23 protein-coding genes are annotated in these 26445 nt (G+C 71.9%); 17 read left to right on the top strand and 6 right to left on the bottom strand.

Features of this window, described 5'->3' with window-relative positions:
• Positions 1-8: 8 nt before the first annotated feature.
• Together ACFVQ0_RS21470 and ACFVQ0_RS21465 are read left to right on the top strand one after the other, a co-directional pair.
• On the top strand, positions 9-1817 hold the full coding sequence (locus ACFVQ0_RS21470; protein WP_390090267.1) for a phosphatidylglycerol lysyltransferase domain-containing protein: 1809 nt from the start codon (positions 9-11) through the stop codon (positions 1815-1817).
• Complete coding sequence (locus ACFVQ0_RS21465; RefSeq protein WP_390090265.1) at positions 1814-2587, top strand: hypothetical protein; 774 nt, start codon at positions 1814-1816, stop codon at positions 2585-2587. Before ACFVQ0_RS21470 ends, ACFVQ0_RS21465 begins: the two co-directional genes overlap by 4 nt.
• On the opposite strand, the gene ACFVQ0_RS21460 is transcribed toward ACFVQ0_RS21465, so the two are convergent.
• Positions 2488-3249, bottom strand: a complete 762-nt coding sequence (locus tag ACFVQ0_RS21460) for a hypothetical protein (RefSeq protein ID WP_390090263.1) — start codon at positions 3247-3249, stop codon at positions 2488-2490. The genes ACFVQ0_RS21465 and ACFVQ0_RS21460 overlap by 100 nt on opposite strands.
• An 88-nt stretch (positions 3250-3337) precedes the next feature.
• Between ACFVQ0_RS21460 and ACFVQ0_RS21455 the strand changes: the two genes are divergently transcribed.
• Positions 3338-4117: an adenosylcobinamide-GDP ribazoletransferase gene (locus ACFVQ0_RS21455; RefSeq protein WP_390090261.1), complete on the top strand. Its 780-nt coding sequence runs from the start codon at positions 3338-3340 to the stop codon at positions 4115-4117.
• A gap of 9 nt (positions 4118-4126) precedes the next feature.
• Here ACFVQ0_RS21455 and ACFVQ0_RS21450 read toward each other — a convergent pair whose 3' ends face one another.
• Positions 4127-4972: an endo alpha-1,4 polygalactosaminidase gene (locus tag ACFVQ0_RS21450; RefSeq protein WP_390090259.1), complete on the bottom strand. Its 846-nt coding sequence runs from the start codon at positions 4970-4972 to the stop codon at positions 4127-4129.
• Between the two features lie 260 nt (positions 4973-5232).
• Between ACFVQ0_RS21450 and ACFVQ0_RS21445 the strand changes: the two genes are divergently transcribed.
• The 7 genes from ACFVQ0_RS21445 (at position 5233) to ACFVQ0_RS21415 (ending at position 15811) form a co-directional block, all read left to right on the top strand.
• Positions 5233-6768, top strand: coding sequence for a leucyl aminopeptidase (locus ACFVQ0_RS21445; RefSeq protein WP_390090257.1), 1536 nt, complete (start codon positions 5233-5235; stop codon positions 6766-6768).
• A gap of 325 nt (positions 6769-7093) precedes the next feature.
• The gene (gene lpdA / locus ACFVQ0_RS21440; protein WP_390090255.1) at positions 7094-8482 is read left to right on the top strand and encodes a dihydrolipoyl dehydrogenase; all 1389 of its coding nucleotides are present in this window, start codon (positions 7094-7096) and stop codon (positions 8480-8482) included.
• A gap of 60 nt (positions 8483-8542) precedes the next feature.
• Positions 8543-10333, top strand: coding sequence for a 2-oxoglutarate dehydrogenase, E2 component, dihydrolipoamide succinyltransferase (gene sucB, locus ACFVQ0_RS21435; protein ID WP_390090254.1), 1791 nt, complete (start codon positions 8543-8545; stop codon positions 10331-10333).
• 147 nt (positions 10334-10480) lie between these two features.
• Positions 10481-11104 (top strand): GntR family transcriptional regulator, encoded by a 624-nt coding sequence (locus ACFVQ0_RS21430; RefSeq protein ID WP_073735619.1) that lies wholly within the window; start codon positions 10481-10483, stop codon positions 11102-11104.
• 273 nt (positions 11105-11377) lie between these two features.
• Entirely contained in the window at positions 11378-14047 is a 2670-nt protein-coding gene (gene aceE / locus ACFVQ0_RS21425; RefSeq protein WP_390090252.1) for a pyruvate dehydrogenase (acetyl-transferring), homodimeric type, read from the top strand.
• Positions 14048-14221: 174 nt separating this feature from the next.
• Positions 14222-15202 carry a helix-turn-helix transcriptional regulator gene (locus ACFVQ0_RS21420; protein ID WP_390090250.1) on the top strand — a complete coding sequence of 327 codons (981 nt, stop codon included), beginning with the start codon at positions 14222-14224 and terminating at the stop codon, positions 15200-15202.
• 87 nt (positions 15203-15289) lie between these two features.
• Positions 15290-15811 (top strand): DUF4240 domain-containing protein, encoded by a 522-nt coding sequence (locus tag ACFVQ0_RS21415; RefSeq protein ID WP_390090248.1) that lies wholly within the window; start codon positions 15290-15292, stop codon positions 15809-15811.
• A 36-nt stretch (positions 15812-15847) separates the two neighbouring features.
• On the opposite strand, the gene ACFVQ0_RS21410 is transcribed toward ACFVQ0_RS21415, so the two are convergent.
• The gene (locus tag ACFVQ0_RS21410) at positions 15848-16618 is read right to left on the bottom strand and encodes an SDR family NAD(P)-dependent oxidoreductase (RefSeq protein WP_390090245.1); all 771 of its coding nucleotides are present in this window, start codon (positions 16616-16618) and stop codon (positions 15848-15850) included.
• Between the two features lie 140 nt (positions 16619-16758).
• Here ACFVQ0_RS21410 and ACFVQ0_RS21405 point away from each other — a divergent pair, with 140 nt between their 5' ends.
• Complete coding sequence (locus tag ACFVQ0_RS21405) at positions 16759-17388, top strand: TetR/AcrR family transcriptional regulator (protein WP_390090243.1); 630 nt, start codon at positions 16759-16761, stop codon at positions 17386-17388.
• A 17-nt stretch (positions 17389-17405) separates the two neighbouring features.
• Here the strand turns inward: ACFVQ0_RS21405 and ACFVQ0_RS21400 are convergent, their stop codons facing one another.
• Entirely contained in the window at positions 17406-17933 is a 528-nt protein-coding gene (locus ACFVQ0_RS21400; protein ID WP_390090241.1) for a GNAT family N-acetyltransferase, read from the bottom strand.
• 53 nt (positions 17934-17986) lie between these two features.
• Between ACFVQ0_RS21400 and ACFVQ0_RS21395 the strand changes: the two genes are divergently transcribed.
• Together ACFVQ0_RS21395 and ACFVQ0_RS21390 are read left to right on the top strand one after the other, a co-directional pair.
• Positions 17987-18886 (top strand): TIGR01777 family oxidoreductase, encoded by a 900-nt coding sequence (locus tag ACFVQ0_RS21395; protein ID WP_390090239.1) that lies wholly within the window; start codon positions 17987-17989, stop codon positions 18884-18886.
• A 262-nt stretch (positions 18887-19148) separates the two neighbouring features.
• Positions 19149-20516, top strand: coding sequence for an NAD(P)/FAD-dependent oxidoreductase (locus ACFVQ0_RS21390; RefSeq protein WP_390090237.1), 1368 nt, complete (start codon positions 19149-19151; stop codon positions 20514-20516).
• A gap of 9 nt (positions 20517-20525) precedes the next feature.
• Here the strand turns inward: ACFVQ0_RS21390 and ACFVQ0_RS21385 are convergent, their stop codons facing one another.
• Complete coding sequence (locus ACFVQ0_RS21385; protein ID WP_390090235.1) at positions 20526-22265, bottom strand: regulator; 1740 nt, start codon at positions 22263-22265, stop codon at positions 20526-20528.
• Between the two features lie 265 nt (positions 22266-22530).
• On the opposite strand from ACFVQ0_RS21385, the gene lipB reads away from it, so the two are divergent.
• The 4 genes from lipB (at position 22531) to ACFVQ0_RS21365 (ending at position 25680) form a co-directional block, all read left to right on the top strand.
• Positions 22531-23343, top strand: coding sequence for a lipoyl(octanoyl) transferase LipB (lipB, locus tag ACFVQ0_RS21380; RefSeq protein WP_390090233.1), 813 nt, complete (start codon positions 22531-22533; stop codon positions 23341-23343).
• A gap of 133 nt (positions 23344-23476) precedes the next feature.
• Positions 23477-24439: a lipoyl synthase gene (lipA, locus tag ACFVQ0_RS21375; protein ID WP_390090231.1), complete on the top strand. Its 963-nt coding sequence runs from the start codon at positions 23477-23479 to the stop codon at positions 24437-24439.
• Between the two features lie 310 nt (positions 24440-24749).
• Positions 24750-24950, top strand: coding sequence for a hypothetical protein (locus ACFVQ0_RS21370; protein ID WP_024492387.1), 201 nt, complete (start codon positions 24750-24752; stop codon positions 24948-24950).
• Positions 24951-24969: 19 nt separating this feature from the next.
• Positions 24970-25680, top strand: a complete 711-nt coding sequence (locus tag ACFVQ0_RS21365; RefSeq protein ID WP_311306100.1) for a DUF4191 domain-containing protein — start codon at positions 24970-24972, stop codon at positions 25678-25680.
• A gap of 106 nt (positions 25681-25786) precedes the next feature.
• On the opposite strand, the gene ACFVQ0_RS21360 is transcribed toward ACFVQ0_RS21365, so the two are convergent.
• The gene (locus tag ACFVQ0_RS21360; protein ID WP_390090228.1) at positions 25787-26254 is read right to left on the bottom strand and encodes an RDD family protein; all 468 of its coding nucleotides are present in this window, start codon (positions 26252-26254) and stop codon (positions 25787-25789) included.
• Positions 26255-26445 lie beyond the last annotated feature (191 nt).

Below are 26445 nucleotides of genomic sequence, written 5' to 3'. Positions count from 1 at the left end.
CGCTTTTCATGGGAGAGGTCAGATTGGCCAGCGAGGAATCCGGGCAGGGCGCCGTCCCGGCACAGAGCACCGTCCGGTCACGACGCAGCGCCGCGTTCGCCATCTGGTACCTGCGCGTCGTGTCGTTCATCAACTTCCTGAGCGCCGTCTGGGTCACCTTCGGACAGGATCTCCGGCGCCACAACACCGAGAACTACTTCACGCCCTATCTGCTCACCGCGGGGTTCTCGTCCGGTGTGGTGGCGCTCTTCCTCGCGGTCACCATGCGGCGCCGCAAACGCGCCGCGTGGATCGTCAACATGGTCCTGAGCGGGCTCACGCTGCTGCTCTTCGCCGCGGTGATCGGCTTCCCGGAGATCCGCCGGTACCCGCAGAACTGGATCTCGCTGGTACTGACCGCGTCCTTCGTCCTCGCGCTGGCCCTCGGCCGGCGCGAGTTCTACGCGAAGGGCGACCGGTCCAACCCGAAGCTGGCCGCGCTGGTGGCGGTCGTCGGGCTGCTGGTCACCTCGCTGATCGCGGCGGCCCTGGTCGCCGCCTCCAACACCGCGCACGACGAGGCCCGTTCGACGTTCCTGGACCGCTGGCGCTACGGGGCGCTGCGGCTGGTGTCCGTCGCGGACAACGACTCCCGGTTCCCCGGCATCACTACGCCCGGCTGGGTCAACGTCCTGATCAACATCATGTCCACGCTGCTGCTGATCGCCGTCGTCTACGCGGCCTTCCGCTCCCGCCGGGCGGTCGACCCGATCAGCCCGCAGGACGAGGAGGCGCTGCGCGTCCTGCTCGGCAAGCACGGCGACCGGGACTCGCTCGGGTACTTCGCCCTGCGCCGCGAGAAGAGCGTCATCTGGTCCCCGACCGGTAAGGCGGCCGTCGCCTACCGGGTGGTCGGCGGGGTCTCGCTGGCCTCCGGTGATCCGATCGGCGACCCGGAGGCCTGGCCGGGCGCGATCGCCCCCTGGCTGGCAGAGGCGCGCGAGCACGGCTGGACCCCGGCCGCGATGGGGGTGAGCGAGGAGGGCGGCACCGTCTACGCCCGGCACGGGCTCGACGCCCTGGAGCTCGGGGACGAAGCGATCGTGGAGACCGCCGAGTTCACCCTGGAGGGCAGGGCGATGCGCACCGTCCGCCAGGCCTACAACCGGGTCAAGCGGGCCGGTTACGAGGTCACGGTGCGCCGGCACGAGGAGATCCCGGAGGCCGAGATGGCCGAGCTGGTGCGCCGGGCCGACGACTGGCGCGACGGGGCGACGGAGCGCGGCTTCTCAATGGCGCTGGGCAGGCTCGGCGACCCGGCCGACGGGCAGTGCGTGATGCTCGAATGCCGGTACACCGGCACATCTCCGGAGGAGGGCGAACAGGGCGAGCTGCGCGCCGTGCTGAGCTTCGTCCCCTGGGGCCCGAACGGCCTCTCGCTCGATCTGATGCGCCGTGACCGGGACGCGGAGAACGGCCTGGTGGAGTTCATGGTCATCGAACTCCTGCAACGGGCGGAGGAGATCGGCATCACCCAGGTCTCGCTGAACTTCGCGATGTTCCGCTCGGTCTTCGAACGGGGCTCCCGGCTCGGTGCCGGGCCGGTGCTCAGAATGTGGCGGTCGCTGCTCAGCTTCTTCTCGCGCTGGTGGCAGATCGAATCGCTCTACCGCGCCAACGCCAAGTACCGGCCGATCTGGGAACCGCGCTTCCTGCTCTTCGAGAAGAGTTCCGACCTGCTGCGCATCGGCATCGCGGCCGGCCGCGCCGAAGGGTTCCTGGAGGCGCCCGGACTGCCCAAGTGGCTGCACCGCTCCCACCTCGGACCGCGTGGATGAGACCGGTGCGCGCCCTCGGCCGTGCGGCCCGCCGGGAGTGGGGCCCGCTGTGGACGACCGTACGGGCGGGGCTTCGCGCCGACCGGCTGCGGGCCGTCCCGATGACGCTGGCGGCGGTCGGCCTCACCGCGCTGCTCCAGGTGGTGCAGAACCAGTCCTGGGGCTTCGGGCCTGTCCAGACGCTCGGCGCGGTGCGGGCGGAGGATCCGCTGTGGGCGGCTCTGCTGCGTACCCCGCTGTCGCTGTTCGTGCCCGCGCCGGACCTGCCCGTCTGGGGCGCGCTGGCGCAGTTGCTGCTGGTGTTCGGGATCGCCGAGATCTGCCTGGGCCGGTGGCGGACGCTGCTGATCGCGTACGTCGCGACGCTGGCCGGGACGCTGTACGCGCGGATCGGCGTCGCGGTCGGCCCCGACGGGCTCTTCGGGCTGCACGCCTCCGACGCGCTTGAGGTCGACACCGGGCCCTCGGCCGCCGTGGTCGCCCTGGCGGTCTACCTCGCCTACGTCCACCGGGCCTGGTTCACCGGGGCGCTGGTGATCGGGGCGATGGTGGCCGAGGTCGCCGTCAAGGACAACCTGGCGGGCAAGGAGCATCTGGCGGCCATCGTGGCGGCCCTCGTGCTGTGCGCGGTCTCGGCCCGGCACGACCGGCGCAGGCTGCGGCGCCGCCGTCAGGGTTTGGGGGTGGGCGCCGGGACCCGGTCGGGTGCGCCGCCGATCAGGTCCTGGAACCTGCGGCGCGGACCGGCCCAGCGGACGTCGTGGTGGTAGGCGCGCAGCACGGAGCGGGAGCGGGCCCGGTGCCGGTTGCGGTAGAACCGCTTCGCCCACGTCGAGGTCGGCCGGGCGAGGCGGATGGCCCCGATGAGGGCGACGAACGGGACGAGGGTGCCCACCACCGCCATCCGCGCCTTGCCCTTGAACAGTGAGATCAGCACGAAGCAGAAGTTGACGACGACGGTGAGCACGGCGCTCAGCCGGCCCTGCTGCTGATCGTCGCTCAGGTCGTTCACGCCGAGCGGCGAGAACCCGCCGAGCACGAGCAGCACCAGCGCGGCGGTCAGGACCACGACCTCCACGCTCTGGCGGCCCTCCTCGGTCCAGTACACGTCGTCCAGGTGCAGGATCAGCGCGAACTCGTCCAGCACCAGGCCGGCGCCCATGCCGAAGACCACCGCGCAGATCCCGGCGGTGACACCGTGCCGCCCGCTGCCGACCGCGCCGAAGCCGCCCACCACGCTCAGCACCACCCCCGGCACCACGTGGTGGACGTGGACCCCGCCCGGGGTGAAGTTGCGGAACGGGCCCTTACCGGCCCGGATCATCCGGGTGATGACCCTGGTGATCCCGAAGGTCAGCACGAACGAGGCCAGCGCCAGGAGCAGGGGCAGCTTGCCCGGCTCGACGATGTTCTGATCGAACCAGTGACCCATGCCACCCACTCCCGATAAGCCGCTTTCGCCCCGCTCCATGGCGTTTCGGACAATCTATCGGCCGCGCCCACCGATTAGCCTGCGCGCCGTGACCTCCCTGAACAGCCACGGCATACGTTTCGCCTTCGGCACCCTCACCGTGATCCCCGTCCGCGTCACCCGCTGGGACCGCGCGGCGGCGCGGGCCGGAATGCTGTGCGCCCCGCTGGCCGGTCTGGCCGTGGGGGTGCTCGCGGCGGTGCCGGGCGGCCTGCTGCTGCTGTGCGGCTCGGGACCACTGCTCGCCGCCGTGGTCAGCGCGGCGGTACCGGCCGCCCTCACCAGGGGGCTGCACCTCGACGGTCTCGCGGACACCGCCGACGGCCTCGGCAGCGGGAAACCGGCAGCGGACGCGCTGCGGATCATGAAGCAGTCCGACATTGGGCCGTTCGGTGTGATCACCCTGCTGTTCACGCTGCTCGCGCAGGTGGCCGTCCTTCAGCAGCTGTACGCGCGGAGCTGGTGGCAGGGCGCGGCGGCCGCCGTCGTGGCGGGTGTCGTCGCCCGGCTCGCCCTCACCCTCGCCTCCCGCGACGGGGTCCCGGCGGCCCGCCCGGAGGGGCTGGGCGCCGCGGTGGCGGGCGCGGTGCCGGTCCGGGGCGCGGTGGCGGTCGCGCTCGTGACGGTGGCGGCCTGCGCGGGCGCGGGAGCGCTGCTCGGCGGGTACGGGGCCCTGAGGTACGGGCTGGCCGCTCTGGCCGCTCTCGCGGTCGCCCAGCTGCTCCTGAGGCACTGCGTGCGGCGGTTCGGCGGGGTGACCGGCGATGTGTTCGGGGCGCTGGCGGAGACGGCGGCGACCGTGACGCTGGTCGGGCTGGCGCTCGGCTGAGAAGTCCGCTCAGGCCCCGGCCGCCGGGCACCGCTCGCGCCAGACGCCGAGCTCGTACTTCTTCAGCAGCGAGCTCAGGCCCAGCCGCCGGGAGTCCGCGCAGAACCGCGCCACGGGCAGCTCGTACTCCACGTGGAAGACCGCCTTGCCCGCCTTCACGAACGGGCTGAGCTCCTCGCACTCCTCGTACTGGGCGCACTGTTCGTTGACCGCGAAGTCGAAGTCCCCCACCAGCTCCGGGATCTGCGGGAGGTCGTTCTTCAGGCCGACGGCCATGCCGTGGCGGTGGGCGGCGCGGGCGACGAGCCGGTTGTAGCGCAGCTGGTGGGCGGCGGTCAGCGGGAAGCCGGAACGGTTGCGGTAGCCGTCCATGTTGTCGGGCTCCACCGCGTCGAAGCCCTTCTTCGCGCACATCGCGATCCGGGCCTCCATCAGCGGCTCCAGCACGTCGGTGCGGCGGATGTCGAGCCACCGCTCCCCCGCCCAGCCGTTGCTCTTCCCCAGGACCGCCGCCGGGAAGTCGTCCGCGTCCGGGCGGAACTCCTCCCAGGCACCGGTGGAGAGGTAGCAGATGACCTTGCGCCCCTTGCGGTGCAGCGCGGCCACCTGGGACGCGTCGCGGTCGAAGCCGTCGATGTCGTACACCGGGGCGTCCACGGTGGTGTCCAGCCGGCCGGAGAGCTGCCACTGCCAGTCGGTTCCCGGCTCCGGCTGCCAGCGGGCCCCGGCGGACCGGCCGGATCCGGCGGATTCCGGCGCCGAGGTGCAGCCCGCCAGCACGGCCAGCAGAATCAGTACGGCGACGGACAGCCCGGCCGGCCCTCCGGTCACCCTCGCGGGCAGCCGCTCACGCATCGTTCCCCCCAGCTCACCGACGTGCCGCCAACCGCGCTACGGCCGTGGCCCGTTCCCCCGGGAAGATCATCCCGGCAGCACAACCGTACGACGGCCCGGACACGCGCTCGGCCACGTACTCGGCCCGCCGCCGTGATCCGGCACCAAGGGCGCGCGTAGGCTCATTCCCGGCACATTGCGGCGGCGTCTACGATGCGCCGGGCACGGTCGGCCCACCCTCTCGACCGGCACAGAACTCTAGGAAGCGAGATTTCACCACCGTGACTGCTCTCACTCTCAGCACCTCCGGTGCGGCGACACTGCGCGCCGACGCGCTCGTCGTCGGCGTCGCCAAGGGCGACAAGGGCCTGGTCCTCGCACCGGGCGCCGAGGCCGTCGACAAGGCGTTCGGCGGAAAGCTCGCCGCCGTCCTGGAGACCCTGGGCGCCAGTGGTGCCGAGGGCGAACTGACCAAGCTCCCCGCGCCCGACGGCCTGAAGGCCCCGGTCGTCATCGCGGCCGGACTCGGCCCGGTCCCGGACAAGGACGGCAGCTACGACGCCGAGGCGCTGCGCCGGGCCGCAGGCTCCGCCGCCCGCTCGCTCACCGGCTCGAAGAAGGCCGGCTTCGCGCTGCCCATCGGCACCGTCGAGGACGCCGAGGCCATCGCGGAGGGCGCCCTGCTGGGCGCGTACGCCTTCACCGCCTACCAGCGTGGTGAGAACAAGCTGGCCCCCAAGGCCTCCGGTGGCGCCAAGCTGCCGCTCGCCGAGGTGGCCGTGCTCGGCGCCAAGCCCCGCGACAAGGCGTTCAAGGCCGCCGCGGAGCGTGCCGTCGCGCTGGTCGAGGAGATCAACCGCGCCCGCGACCTGATCAACACCCCGCCGAACGACCTGTACCCCGAGTCCTTCGCCGCCGTGGCCTCCGCCGCCGGCAAGGAGCACGGCGTCAAGGTGCAGGTGCTCGACGAGAAGGCGCTCGTCAAGGGCGGCTACGGCGGCATCCTCGGCGTCGGCCAGGGCGCGAGCCGCGGCCCGCGCCTGGTGAAGCTCGCCTACACGCACCCGAAGGCGGAGAAGACCCTGGCCCTTGTGGGCAAGGGCATCACCTACGACTCGGGCGGCATCTCGCTGAAGCCGGCCGGCCACAACGAGACGATGAAGTGCGACATGGCCGGCGCCGCCGCCGTGTTCGCCTCCGTCGTCGCGGCCGCCCGCCTGGGCCTGCGCGTCAACGTCACCGGCTGGCTGGCGCTGGCGGAGAACATGCCGTCGGGCAACGCCACCCGCCCCGGTGACGTGCTCAACATGTACAGCGGCAAGACCGTCGAGGTGCTCAACACGGACGCCGAGGGCCGGCTGGTCCTGGCCGACGCACTGACCCGCGCCTCGGAGGAGAAGCCGGACGCGATCGTCGACGTGGCGACCCTGACCGGCGCGATGGTGCTGGCCCTGGGCAACCGCACGTTCGGCATCATGGCCAACGACGACGCCTTCCGCACCTCGATCCACGAGATCGCCGAGGAGGTCGGTGAGGCCTCCTGGCCGATGCCGCTCCCCGCCGACCTGCGCAAGGGCATGGACTCCCCGACCGCCGACATCGCCAACATGGGCGAGCGGATGGGCGGCGGCCTGGTGGCCGGTCTGTTCCTGAAGGAGTTCGTGGGCGAGGGCATCGCCTGGGCGCACCTGGACATCGCGGGTCCCGCCTTCCACGAGGGCGCCCCGTACGGCTACACGCCGAAGGGCGGCACCGGATCCGCGGTCCGCACCCTGGTGAAGCTGGCGGAGCGCACCGCTGCCGGAGACCTCGGCTGAGGGTGAAGGCGATGGACGGCCCCGGGCATACGTCCGGGGCCGTCCGTGTTGCACCCACGGCACCGCTGCCGGGTCCGGGCGGGTTTCGCTCTCGACGAAATCAGCCCTCCCCGAGCGGCGGTAACCCGCTGGAACGGACGATCGTCCGTCCCGGAGCAGGGCCCCGCGTCCCGCCCACCGTCAACAAGTGCGAAGATGGGTTCTCGGCAGGACAGGGCCCCCACCACAGGGCCGAATGACAAAAGCGGCCGCACACCAGCCGACCGGCCGGTCACACCCCGATGACGGGGCCCGGCGTACGGCGCACATGCATGGAGGACGTGACGTGGCGAACGACGCCAGCACCGTTTTCGACCTAGTGATCCTCGGCGGTGGCAGTGGCGGTTACGCCGCGGCCCTGCGCGGAGCGCAGCTGGGCCTGGACGTCGCTCTGATCGAGAAGGGCAAGGTCGGCGGCACCTGCCTGCACAACGGCTGTATCCCCACGAAGGCCCTGCTGCACGCCGGTGAGATCGCGGACCAGGCGCGCGAGGCCGACCAGTTCGGTGTCAAGGCCACCTTCGAGGGCATCGACATGGAGGCCGTCCACAAGTACAAGGACGACGTGATCTCGGGCCTGTACAAGGGTCTGCAGGGTCTCATCGCCTCCCGCAAGGTGCACTACATCGAGGGTGAGGGACGGCTCTCCTCCCCCACCTCGGTGGATGTGAACGGCCAGCGCATCCAGGGCCGCCACGTGCTCCTGGCGACCGGCTCCGTGCCGAAGTCGCTGCCGGGCCTGGAGATCGACGGCAACCGCGTCATCTCCTCGGACCACGCGCTGAAGCTGGACCGGGTCCCGAAGTCCGCGATCGTGCTGGGCGGCGGCGTCATCGGCGTCGAGTTCGCCTCGGCGTGGAAGTCCTTCGGCACCGACGTCACCATCGTCGAGGGCCTGAAGCACCTGGTCCCGGTCGAGGACGAGAACAGCTCGAAGCTCCTTGAGCGCGCGTTCCGCAAGCGCGGCATCAAGTTCAACCTCGGTACGTTCTTCCAGGGCGTCGAGTACACCCAGGACGGCGTCCGGGTGACCCTCGCCGACGGCAAGACCTTCGACGCGGAGGTGCTGCTGGTCGCCATCGGCCGCGGCCCCGTCTCGCAGGGCCTCGGGTACGAGGAGGCCGGTGTCGCGATGGACCGCGGCTACGTCCTCGTCGACGAGTACATGCGGACGAACGTCGAGACCATCTCGGCCGTGGGCGACCTGGCCCCGACTCTCCAGCTCGCGCACGTCGGCTTCGCCGAGGGCATCCTCGTCGCGGAGCGGCTGGCCGGTCTGAAGACCGTTCCGATCGACTACGACGGTGTCCCGAAGGTGACGTACTGCCACCCCGAGGTCGCCTCCGTCGGTATCACCGAGGCCAAGGCCAAGGAGCTCTACGGAGCGGACAAGGTCGTCGCCCTCAAGTACAGCCTCGCGGGCAACGGCAAGAGCAAGATCCTCAAGACCGCGGGCGAGATCAAGCTCGTCCAGGTCAAGGACGGTGCCGTGGTCGGCGTCCACATGGTCGGTGACCGTATGGGCGAGCAGGTCGGCGAAGCCCAGCTGATCTACAACTGGGAGGCGCTGCCGGCCGAGGTCGCGCAGCTCATCCACGCCCACCCCACGCAGAACGAGGCGATGGGCGAAGCCCACCTGGCCCTGGCCGGAAAGCCTCTGCACTCCCACGACTGATCAGTCGACGGGCGCGACGACCGACCTACTTCCGCACATTCGTAAGGAGCAACTGAAACCATGTCGGTTTCCGTAACCCTTCCGGCGCTCGGCGAGAGCGTCACCGAGGGCACTGTCACCCGTTGGCTGAAGGCCGAGGGCGAGCGCGTCGAGGCCGACGAGCCGCTGCTCGAAGTATCGACCGACAAGGTCGACACCGAGATCCCGGCTCCCGCCTCCGGCATCCTGGCCTCCATCAAGGTCGCCGAGGACGAGACCGTCGAGGTCGGCGCCGAGCTGGCCGTCATCGACGACGGCACCGGTGCGCCGGCCGCGGAGGCGGCCCCTGCCGCGGAGCCCGAGGCCGCCCCGGCACCGGCACCGGCCGCAGAGGCCCCCGCCGCCGCCCCGGCCCCCGCTGCCGAGGCCGAGGCCCCGGCAGCCGCCCCCGCCGGTGGCGCCTCCGGTACCGACGTCACCCTTCCGGCGCTCGGTGAGAGCGTCACCGAGGGCACCGTCACCCGCTGGCTGAAGGAGGTCGGCGAGGAGGTCACGGAGGACGAGCCCCTCCTTGAGGTCTCCACGGACAAGGTCGACACCGAGATCCCGGCCCCGGTTTCCGGTGTGCTGCTGGAGATCGTCGTCGCCGAGGACGAGACCGCGGAGGTCGGCGCCAAGCTCGCCGTCATCGGTGCCCCCGGCGCCGCCCCGGCCGCTGCCCCGGCTCCGGCCGCTCCGGCACCGGCCGCCGCTCCGGCACCGGCCGCCCCGGCCGCCCCGGCAGCTCCCGCCGCTCCGGCTCCGGCCGCCCCGGCTCCCGCTGCCCCGGCACCGGCACCGGCACCGGCCGCTCCCGCGGCACCTGCCGCCGCCCCGGCCCCGGCCGCACCGGCGCCCGCCGCCGCTGCCCCGGCTCCGGTCACCCCGGCCGCGACCTCCGGTGACGACGGCGCGTACGTCACGCCGCTGGTCCGCAAGCTCGCCGCCGAGAACGGCGTCGACCTGGGCGCGGTCAAGGGCACCGGCGTCGGTGGCCGTATCCGCAAGCAGGACGTCGTCGCCGCCGCGGAGGCCGCCAAGGCCGCCGCCGCCCCGGCACCCGCCGCCGCTGCTCCGGCCGCCTCCAAGGCGCCGAAGCTGGAGGCCTCCCCGCTGCGCGGTCAGACGGTCAAGATGACCCGCATGCGCAAGGTCATCGGCGAGAACATGATGAAGGCGCTGCACTCGCAGGCTCAGCTGACGACGGTCGTCGAGGTCGACGTCACCAAGCTGATGAAGCTGCGCAACAAGGCGAAGGACGCCTTCGCGGCCCGTGAGGGCGTCAAGCTCTCCCCGATGCCGTTCTACGTCAAGGCCGCCGCCCAGGCGCTGAAGGCCCACCCGGTCGTCAACGCCCGGATCAACGAGGACGAAGGCACGATCACGTACTTCGACTCGGAGAACATCGGCATCGCCGTGGACGCCGAGAAGGGTCTGATGACCCCGGTCATCAAGGGTGCGGGCGACCTCAACATCGCCGGTATCTCGAAGAAGACCGCCGAGCTGGCCGGCAAGGCCCGCGGTGGCGGCCTGACGCCGGACGACATGTCCGGTGCCACCTTCACCATCAGCAACACCGGTTCGCGCGGTGCGCTGTTCGACACCGTCATCGTGCCGCCGAACCAGGCAGCCATCCTGGGCATCGGCGCCACCGTCAAGCGCCCGGCCGTCATCGAGACCGAGGAGGGCACCGTCATCGGTGTCCGCGACATGACGTACCTCGCGCTCTCCTACGACCACCGTCTGGTGGACGGCGCCGACGCCGCCCGCTACCTGACCTCGGTCAAGGCGATCCTGGAGGCCGGTGAGTTCGAGGTCGAGCTCGGCCTCTGAGCACAGCGGCTGTAACCAGCCTCACCAGCGGCGCCCCCGTCCGGAACACTCCCGGGCGGGGGCGCCGCCGTATTGTCTAGACACCACCGGCCGCTCCGGCAGCCGAGTTGGGTGCAGGCAGCACCGGTTTGCCCGAAGGAGCCCCACATGACCCCGCCCGTCGTCCACTCGCTGCGCGAACAGATCCGCGAGCACATCGTGGACGGGATCGTCAGCGGGCGCTGGAAGCCGGGCGAGCGGATCGTGGAGCGGCGCATCGCCACCGAGCTGGAGGTCAGCCAGACGCCCGTGCGCGAGGCGCTGCGGGAGCTGGAGACGCTCCGGCTGATCGAGTCCGCACCGAACAAGGGCGTCCGGGTCCGCAACCTCACCGCCGCCGATCTGGAGGAAAGCTACCCGGTCCGGGCCGGCCTGGAGCAGATCGCGGCGGAGCTGGCGGCCCCGGGGCTGGGCGAGAACTGCTCACGGCTCGCCCCGCACGTCACGGCACTGTACGAGGCGGACCGGCTGGCCGACGGGGAGGCGCAGGTGCGCCACACGGTCGGCTTCCACCGCGAGCTGGTCCGGGCGGCGGGCAACGCCGTGCTGCTGCACACCTGGGAGGGGCTGGGCATCGAGGTGTTCACCGCCCTCTCGATCCGCTGGCTCGGCACGGTGCAGAAGTCGTACGCGGAGGAGCACGAGGCGCTCATCGAGGCGTTCCTGCGCAAGGACCCGGACATCGGCGTACTGGTCAAGGCCCATGTGCTCGGCTGCGCTCCGCGCGCCTGAGCGGGGCGGGCGCTGACCATGGTGCGCATGTGACGCGAGAGGTGCTCACCCGTGCAGACGGGCGCCCCTTTTAGGTGCTATATCCCGTCACTGGGTGCCCTGTTCTGCGGCACGCCATGCCACTTTCTCCATATCGAGAAGTTTTGCCTTTCATCCTTTGATCGATCATCGATCGGAGACTTACAGTTCATCCGCGGGCCCACCGGCCCCATCGCCCTGTCCTGCCAGTCAGGGACCTTTCTCCACCCCCCTCCTCACCGGAAGGCGGCGATCATGACCGACCCCGTAGGAAAGCTTCCGAGCGAGCTCGACCAGCTCCCGGACCGCGACCCCGAGGAGACCGCCGAATGGGCGGCCTCCCTCGATGCCGTCACCAAGGCCGCAGGCCCGCACCGCGCCGCATACCTGATGCGCCGCTCGCTCCAGCATGCCGAGGGCGCCGGTCTCGCGCTGCCCAAACTGCTGGAGACCGATTACGTCAACTCCATCCCGACCGCCGCCGAGCCCGCGTTCGACGGCGACCTGGAGATGGAATCGAAGATCACCGCGTGGAACCGCTGGAACGCGGCCGCGATGGTCACCCGCGGCTCCCGGTTCGGCGTCGGCGGCCACATCGCCACCTTCGCCTCCGCGGCCTGGCTGTACGAGACCGGCTTCAACCACTTCTTCCGCGGCAAGGAGGGGGACGGCTCCGGTGACCAGCTCTACATCCAGGGCCACGCCTCCCCCGGCATATACGCCCGCGCCTTCCTGGACGGCCGGCTCAGCGAGCAGCAGCTCGACAACTTCCGCCAGGAGGCGGGCGGCGACGGTCTGCCCTCCTACCCGCACCCGCGGCGGCTGCCCTGGCTGTGGGAGTTCCCCACCGTCTCGATGGGCCTCGGCCCGCTTTCGGCGATCTACCAGGCGCGCTTCAACCGCTACCTGACCAACCGCAACATCAAGGACACGTCGAACTCGCACGTCTGGGCCTTCCTGGGCGACGGCGAGATGGACGAGCCCGAGTCGACCGCGGCCCTCGCCCTCGCGGCCCGTGAGCAGCTCGACAACCTGACTTTCGTCATCAACTGCAACCTGCAGCGCCTCGACGGTCCGGTCCGCGCCAACTTCCGCGTGGTCCAGGAGCTGGAGGGCGCGTTCCGCGGGGCCGGCTGGAACGTCGTCAAGACGCTCTGGGGCACCGCCTGGGACGAGCTGTTCCAGCTCGACACCACGGGTGCGCTGGTGCGCCGGCTCCGGGAGGTCCCGGACGCCCAGTTCCAGACGTACGCCACCCGTGACGTGGCCTACATCCGCGAGCACTTCTTCGGTGCGGAGCCCGCGCTCGCCGAGCTGGCGAAGCTGCTCACGGACGCGAAGATCGCGGAGTGCTTCCACACCTCGCGCGGCGGCCACGAGGCCCGCAAGGTGTACGCGGCGTACCGGGCGGCGCTGGAGCACAAGGGTGCTCCGACGGTGATCCTGGCGCAGACGGTGAAGGGCTACACGCTCGGCCCCGGCTTCGAGTCGCGCAACGCCAACCACCAGATGAAGAAGCTCGACGGCAAGCAGTTCCGCGCCATGCGCGATCTGCTGGAGCTGCCGATCCCGGACTCGAAGCTGGACGAGGGCCTGGTGCCGTACGGCCACCCGGGCGCCGACTCCCCCGAGGTCCGCTACCTCCAGGAGCGCCGTGCCGCCCTCGGCGGCCCCGCCCCGGCCCGCCGGGTGCACCAGGTGGCGCTGCCCGCGCCCGAGGAGCGCGCGTTCGCCGCGCTGAAGAAGGGCTCCGGCAAGCAGGAGCTGGCCACCACGATGGCCTTCGTCCGCCTCGCCAAGGACCTGATGCGGGACAAGGAGACCGGCAAGCGCTGGGTTCCGATCGTCCCCGACGAGGCCCGCACCTTCGGTATGGAGGCGCTGTTCCCGTCGGCCGGCATCTACTCGCCGCTGGGCCAGACGTACGACCCGGTCGACCGCGACCAGCTGATGTATTACAAGGAAGCCAAGGACGGCCAGGTCCTCAACGAGGGCATCACAGAGGCCGGCGCGATGGCCGACTTCATCGCCGCCTCCACGTCGTACGCGACGCACGGCGAGCCGATGATCCCGTTCTACATCTTCTACTCGATGTTCGGCTGGCAGCGTACGGGCGACCAGTTCTGGCAGCTGGGCGACCAGCTCGGCCGCGGTTTCGTGGTCGGTGCCACGGCGGGCCGTACGACCCTGACGGGTGAGGGCCTCCAGCACGCGGACGGCCACTCGCACCTGATCGCGTCCACGAACCCGGCGTCGCTCAACTACGACCCGGCGTTCGCGTACGAGATCGCGGTGATCGTCCAGGACGGTCTGCGGAGGATGTACGGCCCCGAGGCCGAGAACGTCTTCTACTACCTGACGGTCTACAACGAGCCGAAGCCGCAGCCCGCGATGCCGGAAGGCGTCGAGGAGGGCATCGTCAAGGGCCTCTACCGGTTCAAGGAGGGCACTCCCGCGAAGGCGGACGCGCCGCGCCTTCAGCTGATGGCGTCCGGTACGGCGATCCACTGGGCCCTGGAGGCCCAGGAGCTGCTGGCCGCGGACTGGGGTGTCACGGCCGACGTCTGGTCCGCCACCTCGTGGGGCGAGCTGCGCCGCGACGCGCTGGAGTGCGACGAGGCGCTGCTCCGCGGTGAGCAGCGGACGCCGTACGTGACCCAGGCGCTGGAGGGCGCACCGGGTCCGGTCCTCGCGGTCAGCGACTGGATGCGCGCGGTTCCGGACTCGATCAGCCAGTGGGTGGAGCAGGACTGGTCCTCGCTCGGTACGGACGGCTTCGGCCTCTCCGACACCCGCGACGCGGCCCGCCGCCACTTCGGCGTGGACGCGCAGTCGGTCACCGTCGCGGCCCTGGCCCAGCTGGCCCGCCGCGGCGAGGTACCGGCGTCCGCGGTCAAGGACGCGCGCGAGCGTTACGGGCTCTGACGGCCCGGAGGACGGGGCGCGGGCCCACCCTGCTCCCCGTCCTGTGTTTCTTCCAGCCCGTCCGGCAGAGGCTCTGTCCTCAATCGCCGGACGGGCTTGGTCTGCCCGCCGGTGCGGTGTCATGCGCGCCGGGCCGCGGGCACACGTGTCCCTCTCCCCGGACACAATGGCCGCATGCGTGCTGCCCGGCTCATCAGAATGGTGCTGCTCCTGCAGAACCGCCCCGCCATGACCGCCGCCGAGCTGGCCCAAGAGCTGGAGGTGTCGGAGCGGACCGTCACCCGGGACGCCCAGGCGCTCTCCGAGGCGGGGATCCCGGTCTACGCGGAGCGGGGGCGGGCGGGCGGGTACCGGCTCGTCGGCGGGTACCGCACCGGGCTCACCGGGCTCGCCCGTGACGAGGCCGAGGCGCTCTTCCTCTCCGGGCTGCCCTCCGCGCTGCGCGAGATGGGCCTTGCGGACGCCGGGGACGCCGCCCGGCTGAAGGTCTCTGCGGCTCTGCTGCCCTCCCTGCGCGACGCCTCGACCGGGGTCAGCCGCCGCTTCCACCTGGACGCACCCGGCTGGTACCGGGAACCCGTCACTCCCGAGCTGCTGCCCGCCGTCGCGGAGGCGGTCCGGGACGACCGGACGGTGCTGGCGCGCTACCGGCGGCCCGGCGGGGACACCGAGGTGGAGCGGGAGCTGTCGCCGTACGGACTCGTGCTCAAGGCCGGGGTCTGGTACCTCTGCGCCCGTGCGGCGGACGACTTCCGGGTCTACCGGATCGACCGGTTCACGGCCGTCACCGTGTCCGACACCAGGTTCGTCCGGGACGAGAGCTTCGACCTGCCGGGGTTCTGGGACGAGCGCGCGGCGCAGTTCGCCCGGTCGATCCTGCGTGCCGAGGTGACGCTGCGCCTCTCGGAGACCGCGGCCGCCCGGCTGCCGCACACCGTGGACCGGGCCGCCGCCCAGGACGCCCTGGACGCGGCCGGGCCGGCGGGGCCGGACGGCTGGGTCACGGTCACTCTGCCGGTCGAGTCCCTGGATGTGGCGTATGGCCAGCTGCTCTCCCTGGGACCGGAGTTGGAGGTGCTGGAACCGGCCGGGCTGCGGACCCGGTTCGCCGACGCGGCCGAACGGCTGCATTCGCTCTACCGGCGGCCCCGGTAACGATCACCCCTGCGGCGGAGACCGTAAGGCTTCATTTCGGTGTCTCCGCGTGCATCGCCCGCCGCCAGGGCAGATGCTGGACCCGTGATGGACGAGACGGAATTCTGGGAGCTCATCGACAGCACCCGCGAGGCCGCCGACGGCGACCCCGAGGACCACGCCGATCTGCTGGTCGAACGGCTGGTGCAGCTCGATCCCGATTCCGTGCTGGACTTCGCCCGGCACTTCGAGGCCCGCTACAACCGCGCCTACCGCTGGGAGCTGTGGGGCGCCGCCGCCGTACTGCTCGGCGGGGCGAGCGACGACGCCTTCGACTACTTCCGCTGCTGGCTGATCGGTCAGGGCCGGGAGGTCTTCGAGGGCGCCGTACACGATCCGGACAGCCTCGCCGAGCTCCTCGACGACTTCGACGAGGAGCTGGACGGGGACGCGGAGGAGCTGGGCTACGCCGCCGACGAGGCGTACGAACAGCTCACCGGGGTGGTCACGCCGGACCTCGGGCTGCCGCCCCAGCCCGCGGAGCCGGAGGGCATCCCGTTCAGCATCGAGGACGGCGCGGCCCTGGCCGAGCGCTTCCCGTCGCTCCAGGAGCGGTTCGGCGGCGTCTGAGCCGTACCGCCCCCGTGCTCCGCCCTCCCGGTCAGGTCAGTAGTGGGTGCCGCCGTCGATGCGGATCTCCGTACCGGTGATGAACGCGCCGTCCTGCGAGCCGAGCATCGCGACGACGCCCGCCACGGTGTCCGGGCTGGCGAAGCCCTGACCGAGGGCCGGGGCCAGCTTCACGAAGAGGGACATGTCGGCGTCGGCCGGGAGCCCGGGGCCGTTGCCACTGGTCATGTCGGACGAGATCGAGCCGGGTGCGACGGCGGCGAAGCGCAGCCCCTGCTTGCTGTACTCGGCGGCCAGCGCGTGGGTCATCGACTGGATGCCGCCCTTGCTCGCCGCGTAGGCGGACATGTAGGGGTGCGCGAAGCTCGCGGACGTCGACGAGAAGTTCACGACGGCCGGGCTGTCGCCCGCGAGCAGGGCCGGTATCGCCTCGCGGATCATCAGGAAGGTGCCGGTGAGGTTGACCGCGATGACCTTGTTGAAGAACTCCAGCGAGGTCTTGTGCGTGTGCTCGGAGCGCAGGATGCCCGCGGCGTTGACCAGCACGTCCAGCCCGCCGAGGGTGGCCACGGCGGCGGCGACACCGGTCCGCACGGCGGTCTCGTCCGAGATGTCCAGGACGGTGGTGGTGAGGCGCTCCGCGGTGCCGTCCGCCACGGCAGTCGCGTACGTGGCCTTCAGCCCCGCCTCGCTGACATCGGCGGCGACCACGAGACCGCCCTCCGCGAGGACGCGGTGGACGGTGGCCTGCCCGATACCGGAGCCCGCGCCGGTGATGAGTACGCGTCGGCCTTCGTAGCGGTTCATATGAGGTCTCCCGATCTCGAATCCCCCGATGACGTTCTCTTTCGCTGTCCACCGTACGCCTGAGTGGCACGTTTTGCCACGACGGCATTTAGTGCAGTCTTTCGGTGCGGTCCGGGCACGGGCGGGGTAATCTGCGGGGAATGAACCCGCCGCAGCCGTCACTCACCGAACGCCGCAAGGCCGCGACCCAGCTGGACATCGCGCGCGCGGCCGCCGCGCTCTTCGCCGAACGCGGCCCCGACGGCACCACCGCGGAGGACATCGCCCTGCGGGCGGGCGTCGCGCTGCGCACCTTCTACCGCTACTTCCGCTCGAAGCAGGACGCGGTGGGGCCGCTGCTCACCGGCGGCGCCGAGCGCTGGCAGGCGCTGCTCGAAGCGGCGGAGCCGGGCGCCCCGTTCGCCGGGGTTCTGGAGCGGGCGGTGACGGAGGCGCTCAGCCCCGGGGACGAGTACGCCACGGAGCAGCTCGGCCAGACGCGCGGGCTGCTGCGGGCGGCGCAGGACGATCCGGCGCTGCGAGCCGTCTGGTACCGGGTCAACCAGGACTCGGAGGAGCGGCTGCTGCCGGTGCTGACACGGCTGGCGGGTGACGCGGCTGACCCCCTGGAGATCCGGCTCGCCGCGGCCGCCGCCACGGACGCGGTACGGGTCGCCCTGGAGACCTGGGCGGGCACCGACGCCCCGGCGGCCGGGGCCGGCTCCCCCGCAGAGCTCGCGGTGCGCTGTCTGCACGAACTCACGGGCGGAATGCGGCTCTTCAAGGACTGACTGCGAGCGGGAACCGCTCAGGGCGCGAGCGAGCGCCCCATCAGTACGTCGTCGACGTAGCGTCCGGCCAGGAAGAACTCACCGGGCAGCACCCCTTCGACGACGAACCCCTCCGACGCGTACAGCGCCCGCGCGGGCGCGTTGTGCCCGAGCACCCGCAGGGTCATCCGGTTCGCGCCCTGCTCGCGCGCCGCCGCCATCGCCGCCCGCAGCAGCGCCCTGGCGATCCCCCGGCCGCGCGCCCAGTCGGCGACGGCCAGGCCCTGTATCTGGCGTACGTGTGTGTTGCAGGCCAGCGGGGTCGGCGGGACCAGCCTGGTGTACCCGGCCAGCCTCGTCCCGCCCGTCCCGTCCGGCACCTCGGCCACCAGGAAGTCCGGCGGCCGGTGGGCATCGTCGAAGAACGGGGCGTACGGGGGCTGCGGCCGGGGCGACACGGCGTGCAGCGTCGACCAGGTGGCGCGGTCCAGTTCACCGAGCGCGGCTTCGTCGGAAGGGACCGAGTGGCGGACGGAGTGGGCCAGGTGCGTATGAATCTCGGACATGCGCGCCACTGTGCCACGCCCCTGCGGCCCGCCCGGTACGGCAGGATGGCACCATGCCGCACTCCCGTATCGCTGTCACCGGATCGACCGGACTCATCGGAGCGGCCCTGGTGCGCTCCCTGCGCACCGACGGGCACGAGGTGGTCCGGCTGGTCCGGCACCCGGCCAGGTCGGGTGACGAGGTGGAGTGGGATCCGAAGCGGAGCTACGTCGACGTGGCCGGGCTGGTGGGCTGCGACGCCGTCGTCCACCTCGCCGGGGCCGGGGTGGGCGACCACCGCTGGACCGAGGCGTACAAGCGCGAGATCCGGGACAGCCGGGTGCTGGGCACCGCCGCCATCGCGGAGGCCGTCGCCTCGCTCGACACCCCGCCGAAGGTGCTGCTGGCCGGTTCCGCGATCGGCTTCTACGGGGACACCGGCGACCGGGCGGTCGACGAGAGCGCTCCGCCCGGCGACGGGTTCCTGCCGTCGGTGTGCGTGGAGTGGGAGGAGGCCACGGCCGCCGCGCAGGAGGCGGGGGTGCGGACCGCGCACGCCCGCACCGGACTGGTCGTCGCCCGGGAGGGCGGGGCCTGGGGCCGGCTCTTCCCGCTCTTCCGCGCGGGGCTCGGCGGGCGGCTGGGCGACGGGCGGCAGTACTGGAGCTTCATCGCGCTGCACGACCACATCGCGGCCCTGCGGCACATCCTCGACACCCCCGAGCTGTCCGGGGCGGTGAACCTGACGGGGCCCGACCCCGTCACCAACGGCGAGGTGACGGCGGCGATGGGCCGGGTGCTGCGCCGCCCGACCCTCTTCACCGCGCCCGCGCCCGCGCTGCGGATCGCCCTGGGCGAATTCGCCGGGGACGTGCTGGGCAGTCAGCGGGTGCTGCCGGGGCGGCTGCTGGACACGGGGTTCTCGTTCGCCTTCCCCGGGATCGACGCCGCCATCCGCGCGGCACTGCGCTGATCCGGCCCACCGCGAACCACGGCGGCGGGTCCGCCGCCACCCCCGGCTGCCGCAGGTCCCGGACCCCTGAAGCCCCAGCGACGCCAGGAACCCCACCCGTAGGCGAATTCAGACGGATGTGCGACCCCGTGCACCGGTGCCCCGGTGCGCGCGACTGCGCCGATAACCGGCCGCACTCCTAGCCTCATGGCGAACTCGCGCATTCCGGTGGCCTGTTGAGGGCACAACCCTCCCACCAATCGCGCCGACTCGGGGAGGGCACGTGCTCAGCACGGCACACCACGCGGACGTCGTCATCATCGGGGCCGGGATCGCCGGCCTGGCAGCGGCTCACCAGCTGACCAGCGCGGGAGTGAGCGTCAGCGTCCTGGAAGCCGGCCCCCGGGTCGGCGGCCGGATGATGACGGAGGAGGTGGACGGGTTCCGGCTCGACCTCCTCGGCCCGCTCCTCAACACCTCCTATCCGGAGCTGTACGCGGCACCGGGACTGAGCGATCTCGTCCTGCGGAACTTCGCCCCCGGCGTGCTCGTCCACAGCGAGGGCCGCCGCCACCGCACCGGTGAGATCCGGAGCACCCGGGGCGCGCGCAACGCACTCGGCACGCGCAACGCCCGCGGCGCGCTCAAGGCGGCGCGCGCTCTCGCCAGTGCGCCCAGGGCGCCGCTCGGCGAGACCATCACCGGGGCCATGGGCGGCGCGATAGACCAGGCCAGGCTCGGCGCGGCGCTGTCCCGGCTGGCCGCCACCCCCCGGGCCCGGGTACTGGCCCGGCCCGAACGGACCGCGCTGGAAGCCCTGTCCGGACGCGGCCTGTCCCCCCGTACGCTCAACGGCTTCGTGCGCCCGCTGCTCACCGCGCTGCTCAGCGACCCCGGACTCACCACGTCCAGCCGGTGCGCCGACCTGGCCCTGCGCAGCTACGCGAGCGGCAGGCTCTGCGTGCCGTCGGGCGGCTCCGGCACGCTGCCCGAACTGCTGGCGGCGGCGCTGCCGCCCGGCACGGTACGGACGGGCGTCCATGTCACGGCAGCCGACATCACCTCTGTGCGCACCAAGGAGCACGGCGAACTGGGCTGCCGCTCACTGCTGCTGGCCACCGGTGCGGGCGCCGCCGCCGAACTGCTGCCCGGTCTGCGGGTGCCGTCCTTCCACCCGGTGACGGTGCTTCACCACACCGCTCCCGCTCCCCCGCGGACCGGTGCGTCCCTGGTGCTGGACGCCGACCGCTCGGGCCCGGTCGCGCACACCGCGGTGATGAGCGAGGTCGACCCGGCCCGCGCCCCGCACGGCCGGACGCTGGTCAGCTCGACGGTGCTCGGCACCCCGCCGCCCGATCTGGACCGCGCGGTCCTGGCCCATCTCGCCGTGCTGTACGGCACGCCCACGGACGACTGGGAGCTGCTGGCCGTCCACCACGACCCGGAGGCGGTGCCCGCCATGGCGGCCCCGCACGACCCGCACCGCCCGGTCCGGCTGCTCGCGGGTCTTTACGTGTGCGGCGACCACCGTGACACGAGCACCGTCCAGGGGGCGCTGTCCTCGGCCCGCCGCGCGGCCGAGGCGATCCTCACCGACCTGGGCGTACGGCCGGGCCGCGGCGCCACCACCGCGTTCCCGGAGGCGGCGTAGGGCCCGTCTTCAGCCCAGTGCGGCGACCCGCTCCCGGTACCCGCGTACCGGGGCGGCGTCCCGGAACGGTTCGAGCCGGCGCTCGAAGTCGCGTACGTACTCGGTGGCGCGCACCGAGCGCATCTCGGCGGCCTGCTGGGCGGCCTCCGCGCCCAGCCGGCAGGCCTGGTCGAGCTCCCCGAGCCCGAGCCGGGCGGAGGCCAGCACCACCCGGCAGAACAGCCGGCTGCGGGCGTACGCGGGGGCCCGCAGCTGCAACGAGCGCTCCGCGTGCTGCGCGGCGGCCCGGTACTGCTGGAGGTCCCGGTGGCAGTGCCCGAACTCGTCGGCGAGCTGGGCCTCGTCGAAGTAGCGCGCCCAGTGCGGCACTTCGTCCCCGGGGCGCGATACCTCAAGCGCGCGCTCGGCCCGCGCCAGTGAGGCCACGCAGGCCTTGGCCTCCCCGAGGACGCCGTGTCCGCGCGCCTCGACCGCGTGCAGCAGCGCCAGGACCGCGTTCGGCGCGGCGGAGCCGATGCCCTGCTGGGCCACCCGCGCCAGCTGCACCGCCTCCCTGCCGTGGCCGAGGTAGACGGCCTGCCTGCTCATGGTGATCAGGACGTAGCTGCCGTAGGCCCGGTCGCCGGCGGCCTGGGCCAGACGTAAGGACTGCACGAAGTACCGCTGGGCGAGCCCGTGCGCGGCGATGTCGTACGAGGTCCAGCCCGCGAGCCGGGTCAGATCCGCGGCGGCGGCGAACAGCCGGCGCCCGGTGGCCTCGCCGTACGTGCCGCGCAGCATCGGCTCCGTCTCGTGCTCCAGGTACCGCACCAGGGCCTGGCGGGCATGGCCGCCGCCGTAGGCGTTGTCGAGGGTGCGGAAGAGCTCGGCGACCGACCTGAGGGCGGCGACGTCGCCGCTGCTGACCTTCTGACCGGAGCCCCGCTCAGTCTGCCGCTGCCGGGGCACGCCGGGGAGACCCGGCATACCCGGAGCGTGCGGTGTCACGGGCATCCCCGGCGTTCCGGGCGGCCGGACCGGGACCGGCCTCCGCGAGCCGGGACCGGGGGCACCGCCCTGCTCCGGCACCGCGCCGAGACCGCCGCCGGGATGCCCGTTCGCTCCGCCGCCGTAGCCGCCATGGCCGCCGTTCGGACCGTTCAGGCCGATCGGACCGTTCAAGCCGTTCGGACCGTTCAGGCCGTTCGGACCGGACGTCCCGCGGGGACCGCCGGGTGTCTGGGTCTGGGCGCCGGGAGCGCCACCGGTCCGCACCGGTCCGCCGGCCGCCCCCACGGCCGCCCCGGGCTCGACGCCGCGCGCCACCCACTCGTCCGCCCGGCCGATCAGCCAGTCCCGGCTGGGGACGACCAGCCCTGCCGGGGTGAAGGCGATCTTCCGCAGCTCCGCATGACTGCCGGAGTCCTTCCGCCACAGCCCGCTGACGATGTCGACCGCCTCCGCGGGGGTGGCGGCGAACTCCAGGCCCGCGTAGACGGGGGCGCAGGCGTCGAGGCCCAGGTCCTGGGCGGAGAGTCTGCGCCCGAGCCGCCGGGTGAAGACCTCCGCGATCAGCGCCGGGGTCGTCCCGCGCGGCTGCTGTCCGCGCAGCCAGCGGGTCACGGAGGTCTTGTCGTACCGCAGGTCCAGGCCGTGTTCGAGGCCGAGCTGGTCCACCCGGCGGGCGAGGCCGGCGTTGGAGAAACCGGCTTCGGTGATGAGCGAGGCGAGTCGGCGGTTGGGCGTGCGCTGCGGAGGTCGATCCGACATCAGCTGTACGGTCTCCTGCCTTCGGGGCCGGGCGGGCAGCCCTTATGGAACGGCGCGAATTTAGCGGCCTCCGGGGCGACCTCGGCCACCTTCGCTTCACTTTCATCCGATCGTGTGAGGATTGCGGGGAAGCTGACGGGAACCACCTGCCCGGCCGGCACCCGGACGCCGGTCGTACAGTTGCGGGTGGCGCGATTCGGTGCATGGTGACGTGGCGCCGGGACACTTCCCGGCTTCCGGCACCGCAAGGAGAAAGGCTGCTGCCGTGACTGAGCTTCGGTTCGTCCGTCTGGGATTCGGCGAGGAATCCGTCGACTACCGGGAGGCCTGGCAGAAGCAGCGCGAGGTGCACGCGGCACGGTTCGAGGACACCGTCCCCGACACCTGTCTGCTGCTGGAGCACCCGCCCGTCTACACGGCGGGCCGGCGCACGCTCGACAGTGAGCGCCCCTTGGACGGCACGCCGGTCATCGACGTGGACCGGGGCGGCAAGATCACCTGGCACGGGCCGGGCCAGCTGGTCGGCTACCCCATCCAGAAGCTGCCGCGCCCGGTGGACGTCGTCGCGCACGTCCGCCGCCTGGAGGACGCGCTGATCCGTACGGCGGCCGATTTCGGGGTGGAGACCAGCCGGGTCGAGGGCCGCAGCGGCGTATGGGTGCTCGGGGACCCGGTCGAGGAGCGCCCGGCGATCGGCGGCCTCTCCCTGGACTTCGACCCCAGGATCCAGGACGAGGAGTTCGACGCCCGGCTGAACGGCCCCGAGTACGCCCCGTCCAACGCCGGACAGCGCCGCGAGGACCGCAAGCTGGCCGCGATCGGCATCCGGGTCGCCAAGGGCGTGACGATGCACGGCTTCTCCCTCAACGTGAACCCGGACAACACCTGGTTCGACCGGATCGTGCCCTGCGGCATCCGGGACGCGGGCGTCACCTCACTGGCGTACGAGCTGGGACGCGATCTCACGATCACGGACGTGCTCCCGGTCGTCGAGAAGCACCTGCGGGACGTCCTGGAGAACGCCGAACTCGCTCCGCGCGTCATCGAGCATCCGGCCGATGCCGTGGCCACGGCGTGACGCTCGGAACACCGCACCGGGAATAGGGCCTGGCGGCCACAGGTTGGTCCAGACGTAAAGCCGCATGAACCACGGGCGTACCCTGGTGTTCGCCGAAGAATCCAATGCAGTGAAAGCAAAGGGGAGTGCCGGAGTGTCCGCTGTCGCACCCGACGGGCGCAAGATGCTGCGCCTTGAGGTCCGGAACAGCCAGACCCCCATCGAGCGGAAGCCCGAGTGGATCAAAACCCGGGCGAAGATGGGCCCCGAGTACAACCAGCTGCAGAAGCTCGTGAAGAGCGAGGGTCTGCACACGGTGTGCCAGGAGGCGGGCTGCCCCAACATCTTCGAGTGCTGGGAGGACCGCGAGGCCACGTTCCTCATCGGCGGCGACCAGTGCACCCGGCGCTGTGACTTCTGCCAGATCGACACGGGCAAGCCGCAGGCGCTGGACCGGGACGAGCCCCGCCGCGTCGGCGAGTCCGTCGTCACGATGGACCTGAACTACGCCACCATCACCGGCGTCGCCCGCGACGACCTGGAGGACGGCGGTGCCTGGCTCTACGCGGAGACCGTGCGCCAGATCCACGCGCAGACGGCGGAGCGGGAGGGCGGCTACACCAAGGTGGAGCTGCTGATCCCCGACTTCAACGCCGAGCCCGCGCAGCTCGCGGAGGTCTTCTCCTCGCGCCCCGAGGTGCTGGGGCACAACGTGGAGACGGTGCCGCGGATCTTCAAGCGGATCCGCCCCGGCTTCCGGTACGAGCGCTCCCTGGAGGTCATCACCCGCGCCCGCGAGGCCGGTCTGGTGACCAAGTCCAACCTGATCCTCGGCATGGGCGAGACCCGCGAGGAAGTCAGCCAGGCGCTCCGGGACCTGCACGACGCGGGTTGCGAGCTCATCACGATCACGCAGTACCTGCGGCCGACCCCGCGCCACCACCCGGTCGAGCGCTGGGTGAAGCCGCACGAGTTCGTGGAGCTCAAGGACGAGGCCGACGCGATCGGCTACTCCGGTGTGATGTCCGGGCCGCTGGTCCGTTCCTCGTACCGCGCGGGCCGGCTCTTCCAGCAGGCGATGGAGCGGCGTGAGGCCGCCACCGCGCCGACCGCGTAGCCGGACGCCCGTGTGAAACCGGGCACAAGTAGTTACTGAGCAGTAATAGCTGATTCGACGCGGCCCGTCCGCTCCTCGCAGGTCGGAGGCGCGGATGGGCCGCGCCGACGTGCGCGGCGCCGCTATCAAGGTTTCATTGGTGTTTGACCGACCGGTCATGCGCTGGTAACACCGAGCAGTGACCCTGGATGCACGCAGCGCAGTGGCTTCCCGGCCGCTGGCCATGCCGCTTCCGTATCCAGTCCGCGCAACACAGTCCGCCCACTGAGCGCCGCTCAGTCCGCGCATCCGTTCCGAGGGGACTTCCACGATGCAGGCCGCGCCGGTACGCGCCACAGCCATTCCGACCGTCACCAACGCCCTCCGCGCCGTCGAGTCGCTGCTGCTGAGCAGTGGCCAGCGCACCGCACGTCGCAACGCCTGGACGGCCGTCCTGGAGGACCGCCGCCGGGCCAAGGACCGGGTCGAGTCCGAGTCCGTACTGGAGGCCGTGGCCGAGCACCGTTCTTAGGCCACGTAAACTTCATTGCATGGCGAGGAAGGCAAAAACCACTGAAGGCGCGGACAGCGCCGAGAACGCGGGGCGACTCAAGCAGATCGCCCTGACCTACAAGATGACCAGGCGGACCGACTCCAAGATCGGTCTTGTCGTCGCGGGTGTGGGAATCGTCACCTTCGGTGTCCTCCTCGCGATCGGTTTCTTGATCAACCACCCGATCTACGTGGGCATCCTGGGCTTCGTGCTCGCCCTCCTCGCGATGGCGATCGTCTTCGGACGGCGCGCCGAGCGGGCCGCCTTCGGGCAGATGGAGGGGCAGCCCGGCGCCGCGGCGGCGGTGCTGGACCGGGTGGGCCGCGGCTGGTCCACGACCCCCGCGGTCGCGATGAACCGCAGCCAGGACGTCGTCCACCGCGCCGTGGGCAAGGCGGGCATCGTGCTGGTGGCGGAGGGCAACCCGAACCGGGTGAAGTCCCTGCTCGCGGCCGAGAAGAAGAAGATGGCCCGCATCGTGGTCGACGTCCCCGTGCACGACATCATCGTCGGCAACGGCGAGGGCCAGGTGCCGCTGAAGAAGGTGCGCACCAAGATGCTGAAGCTGCCGCGCGTCCTGACCGGCCCCCAGGTGACCGCCGCCAACGACCGGCTGCGCGCGATGGGTGACCTGATGAGCAACATGCCGCTGCCGAAGGGCCCGATGCCGAAGGGCATGCGGATGCCGCGCGGCGGAAAGATGCGCTGACGTACGGAGCAGGCCTCCGGATACGACGGATGCGAAGAGGGCGGGTCCCGAACCAGGAGTTCGGGACCCGCCCTCTTCGCATCCGTCGTACGCGTCGTATCCCGTCTCAGCCGCGGATCTGGACGGCGCGGGCGACCCGGTCGTGCAGCCCGCGGCCGTCGCGGTCCCAGACCAGGGCCGGGATCACCAGGCACAGGAGCACGGTGCGCACCAACACCCTCCCGAGCCCCAGCCGCCCGCCACCCTCCGCGACGACCCTGATGCCCATGAGGCGCTTGCCGGGCGTGCAGCCGATGGTGCCGACGGTGAGCAGGCTCAGTACGAGGAAGATCCCCACCGCCCAGTTGCCGGCCGCCTGCTGGTCACCGCGAGCGAACAGCCCGTATGCGATCACCATGCACAGGGCCCAGTCGATGAAGATCGCGCCGAAGCGGCGGCCGAGCGGCGCGACGGCCCCCGGCCCCTGCTCGGGGAGCCCGAGCCGCTTGCCCCGGTACCCGAAGTCGGCGCCCATGTCCTCGGCGGCCGCACGCGGCCCGGAGAGCCACGATCCGATTGCTTGCCTATTGTCCACCCGAACACGGTACTGCGCCCGCCCCTGACCCCTGCCGGGCGGGTGGGAGCAGCCGCGTTCCGGCACCCCCGGAACCGGTTACCGCACGATCACGAGGCGCTACTCACACCCGGCCCGGTTAACTTCAGCGAAACAAATGGGTCATGCTTGAGAAATCCGGTCTGCCTATGGTCGGGTCCAGCGTGTGCCAC

It is taken from the genome of Streptomyces sp. NPDC057900, assembly GCF_042887885.1.
GTDB lineage: Bacteria > Actinomycetota > Actinomycetes > Streptomycetales > Streptomycetaceae > Streptomyces.
The sequence above is the reverse complement of the archived record's forward strand: the minus strand, read 5'-3'. Positions and strand labels throughout refer to the sequence as shown.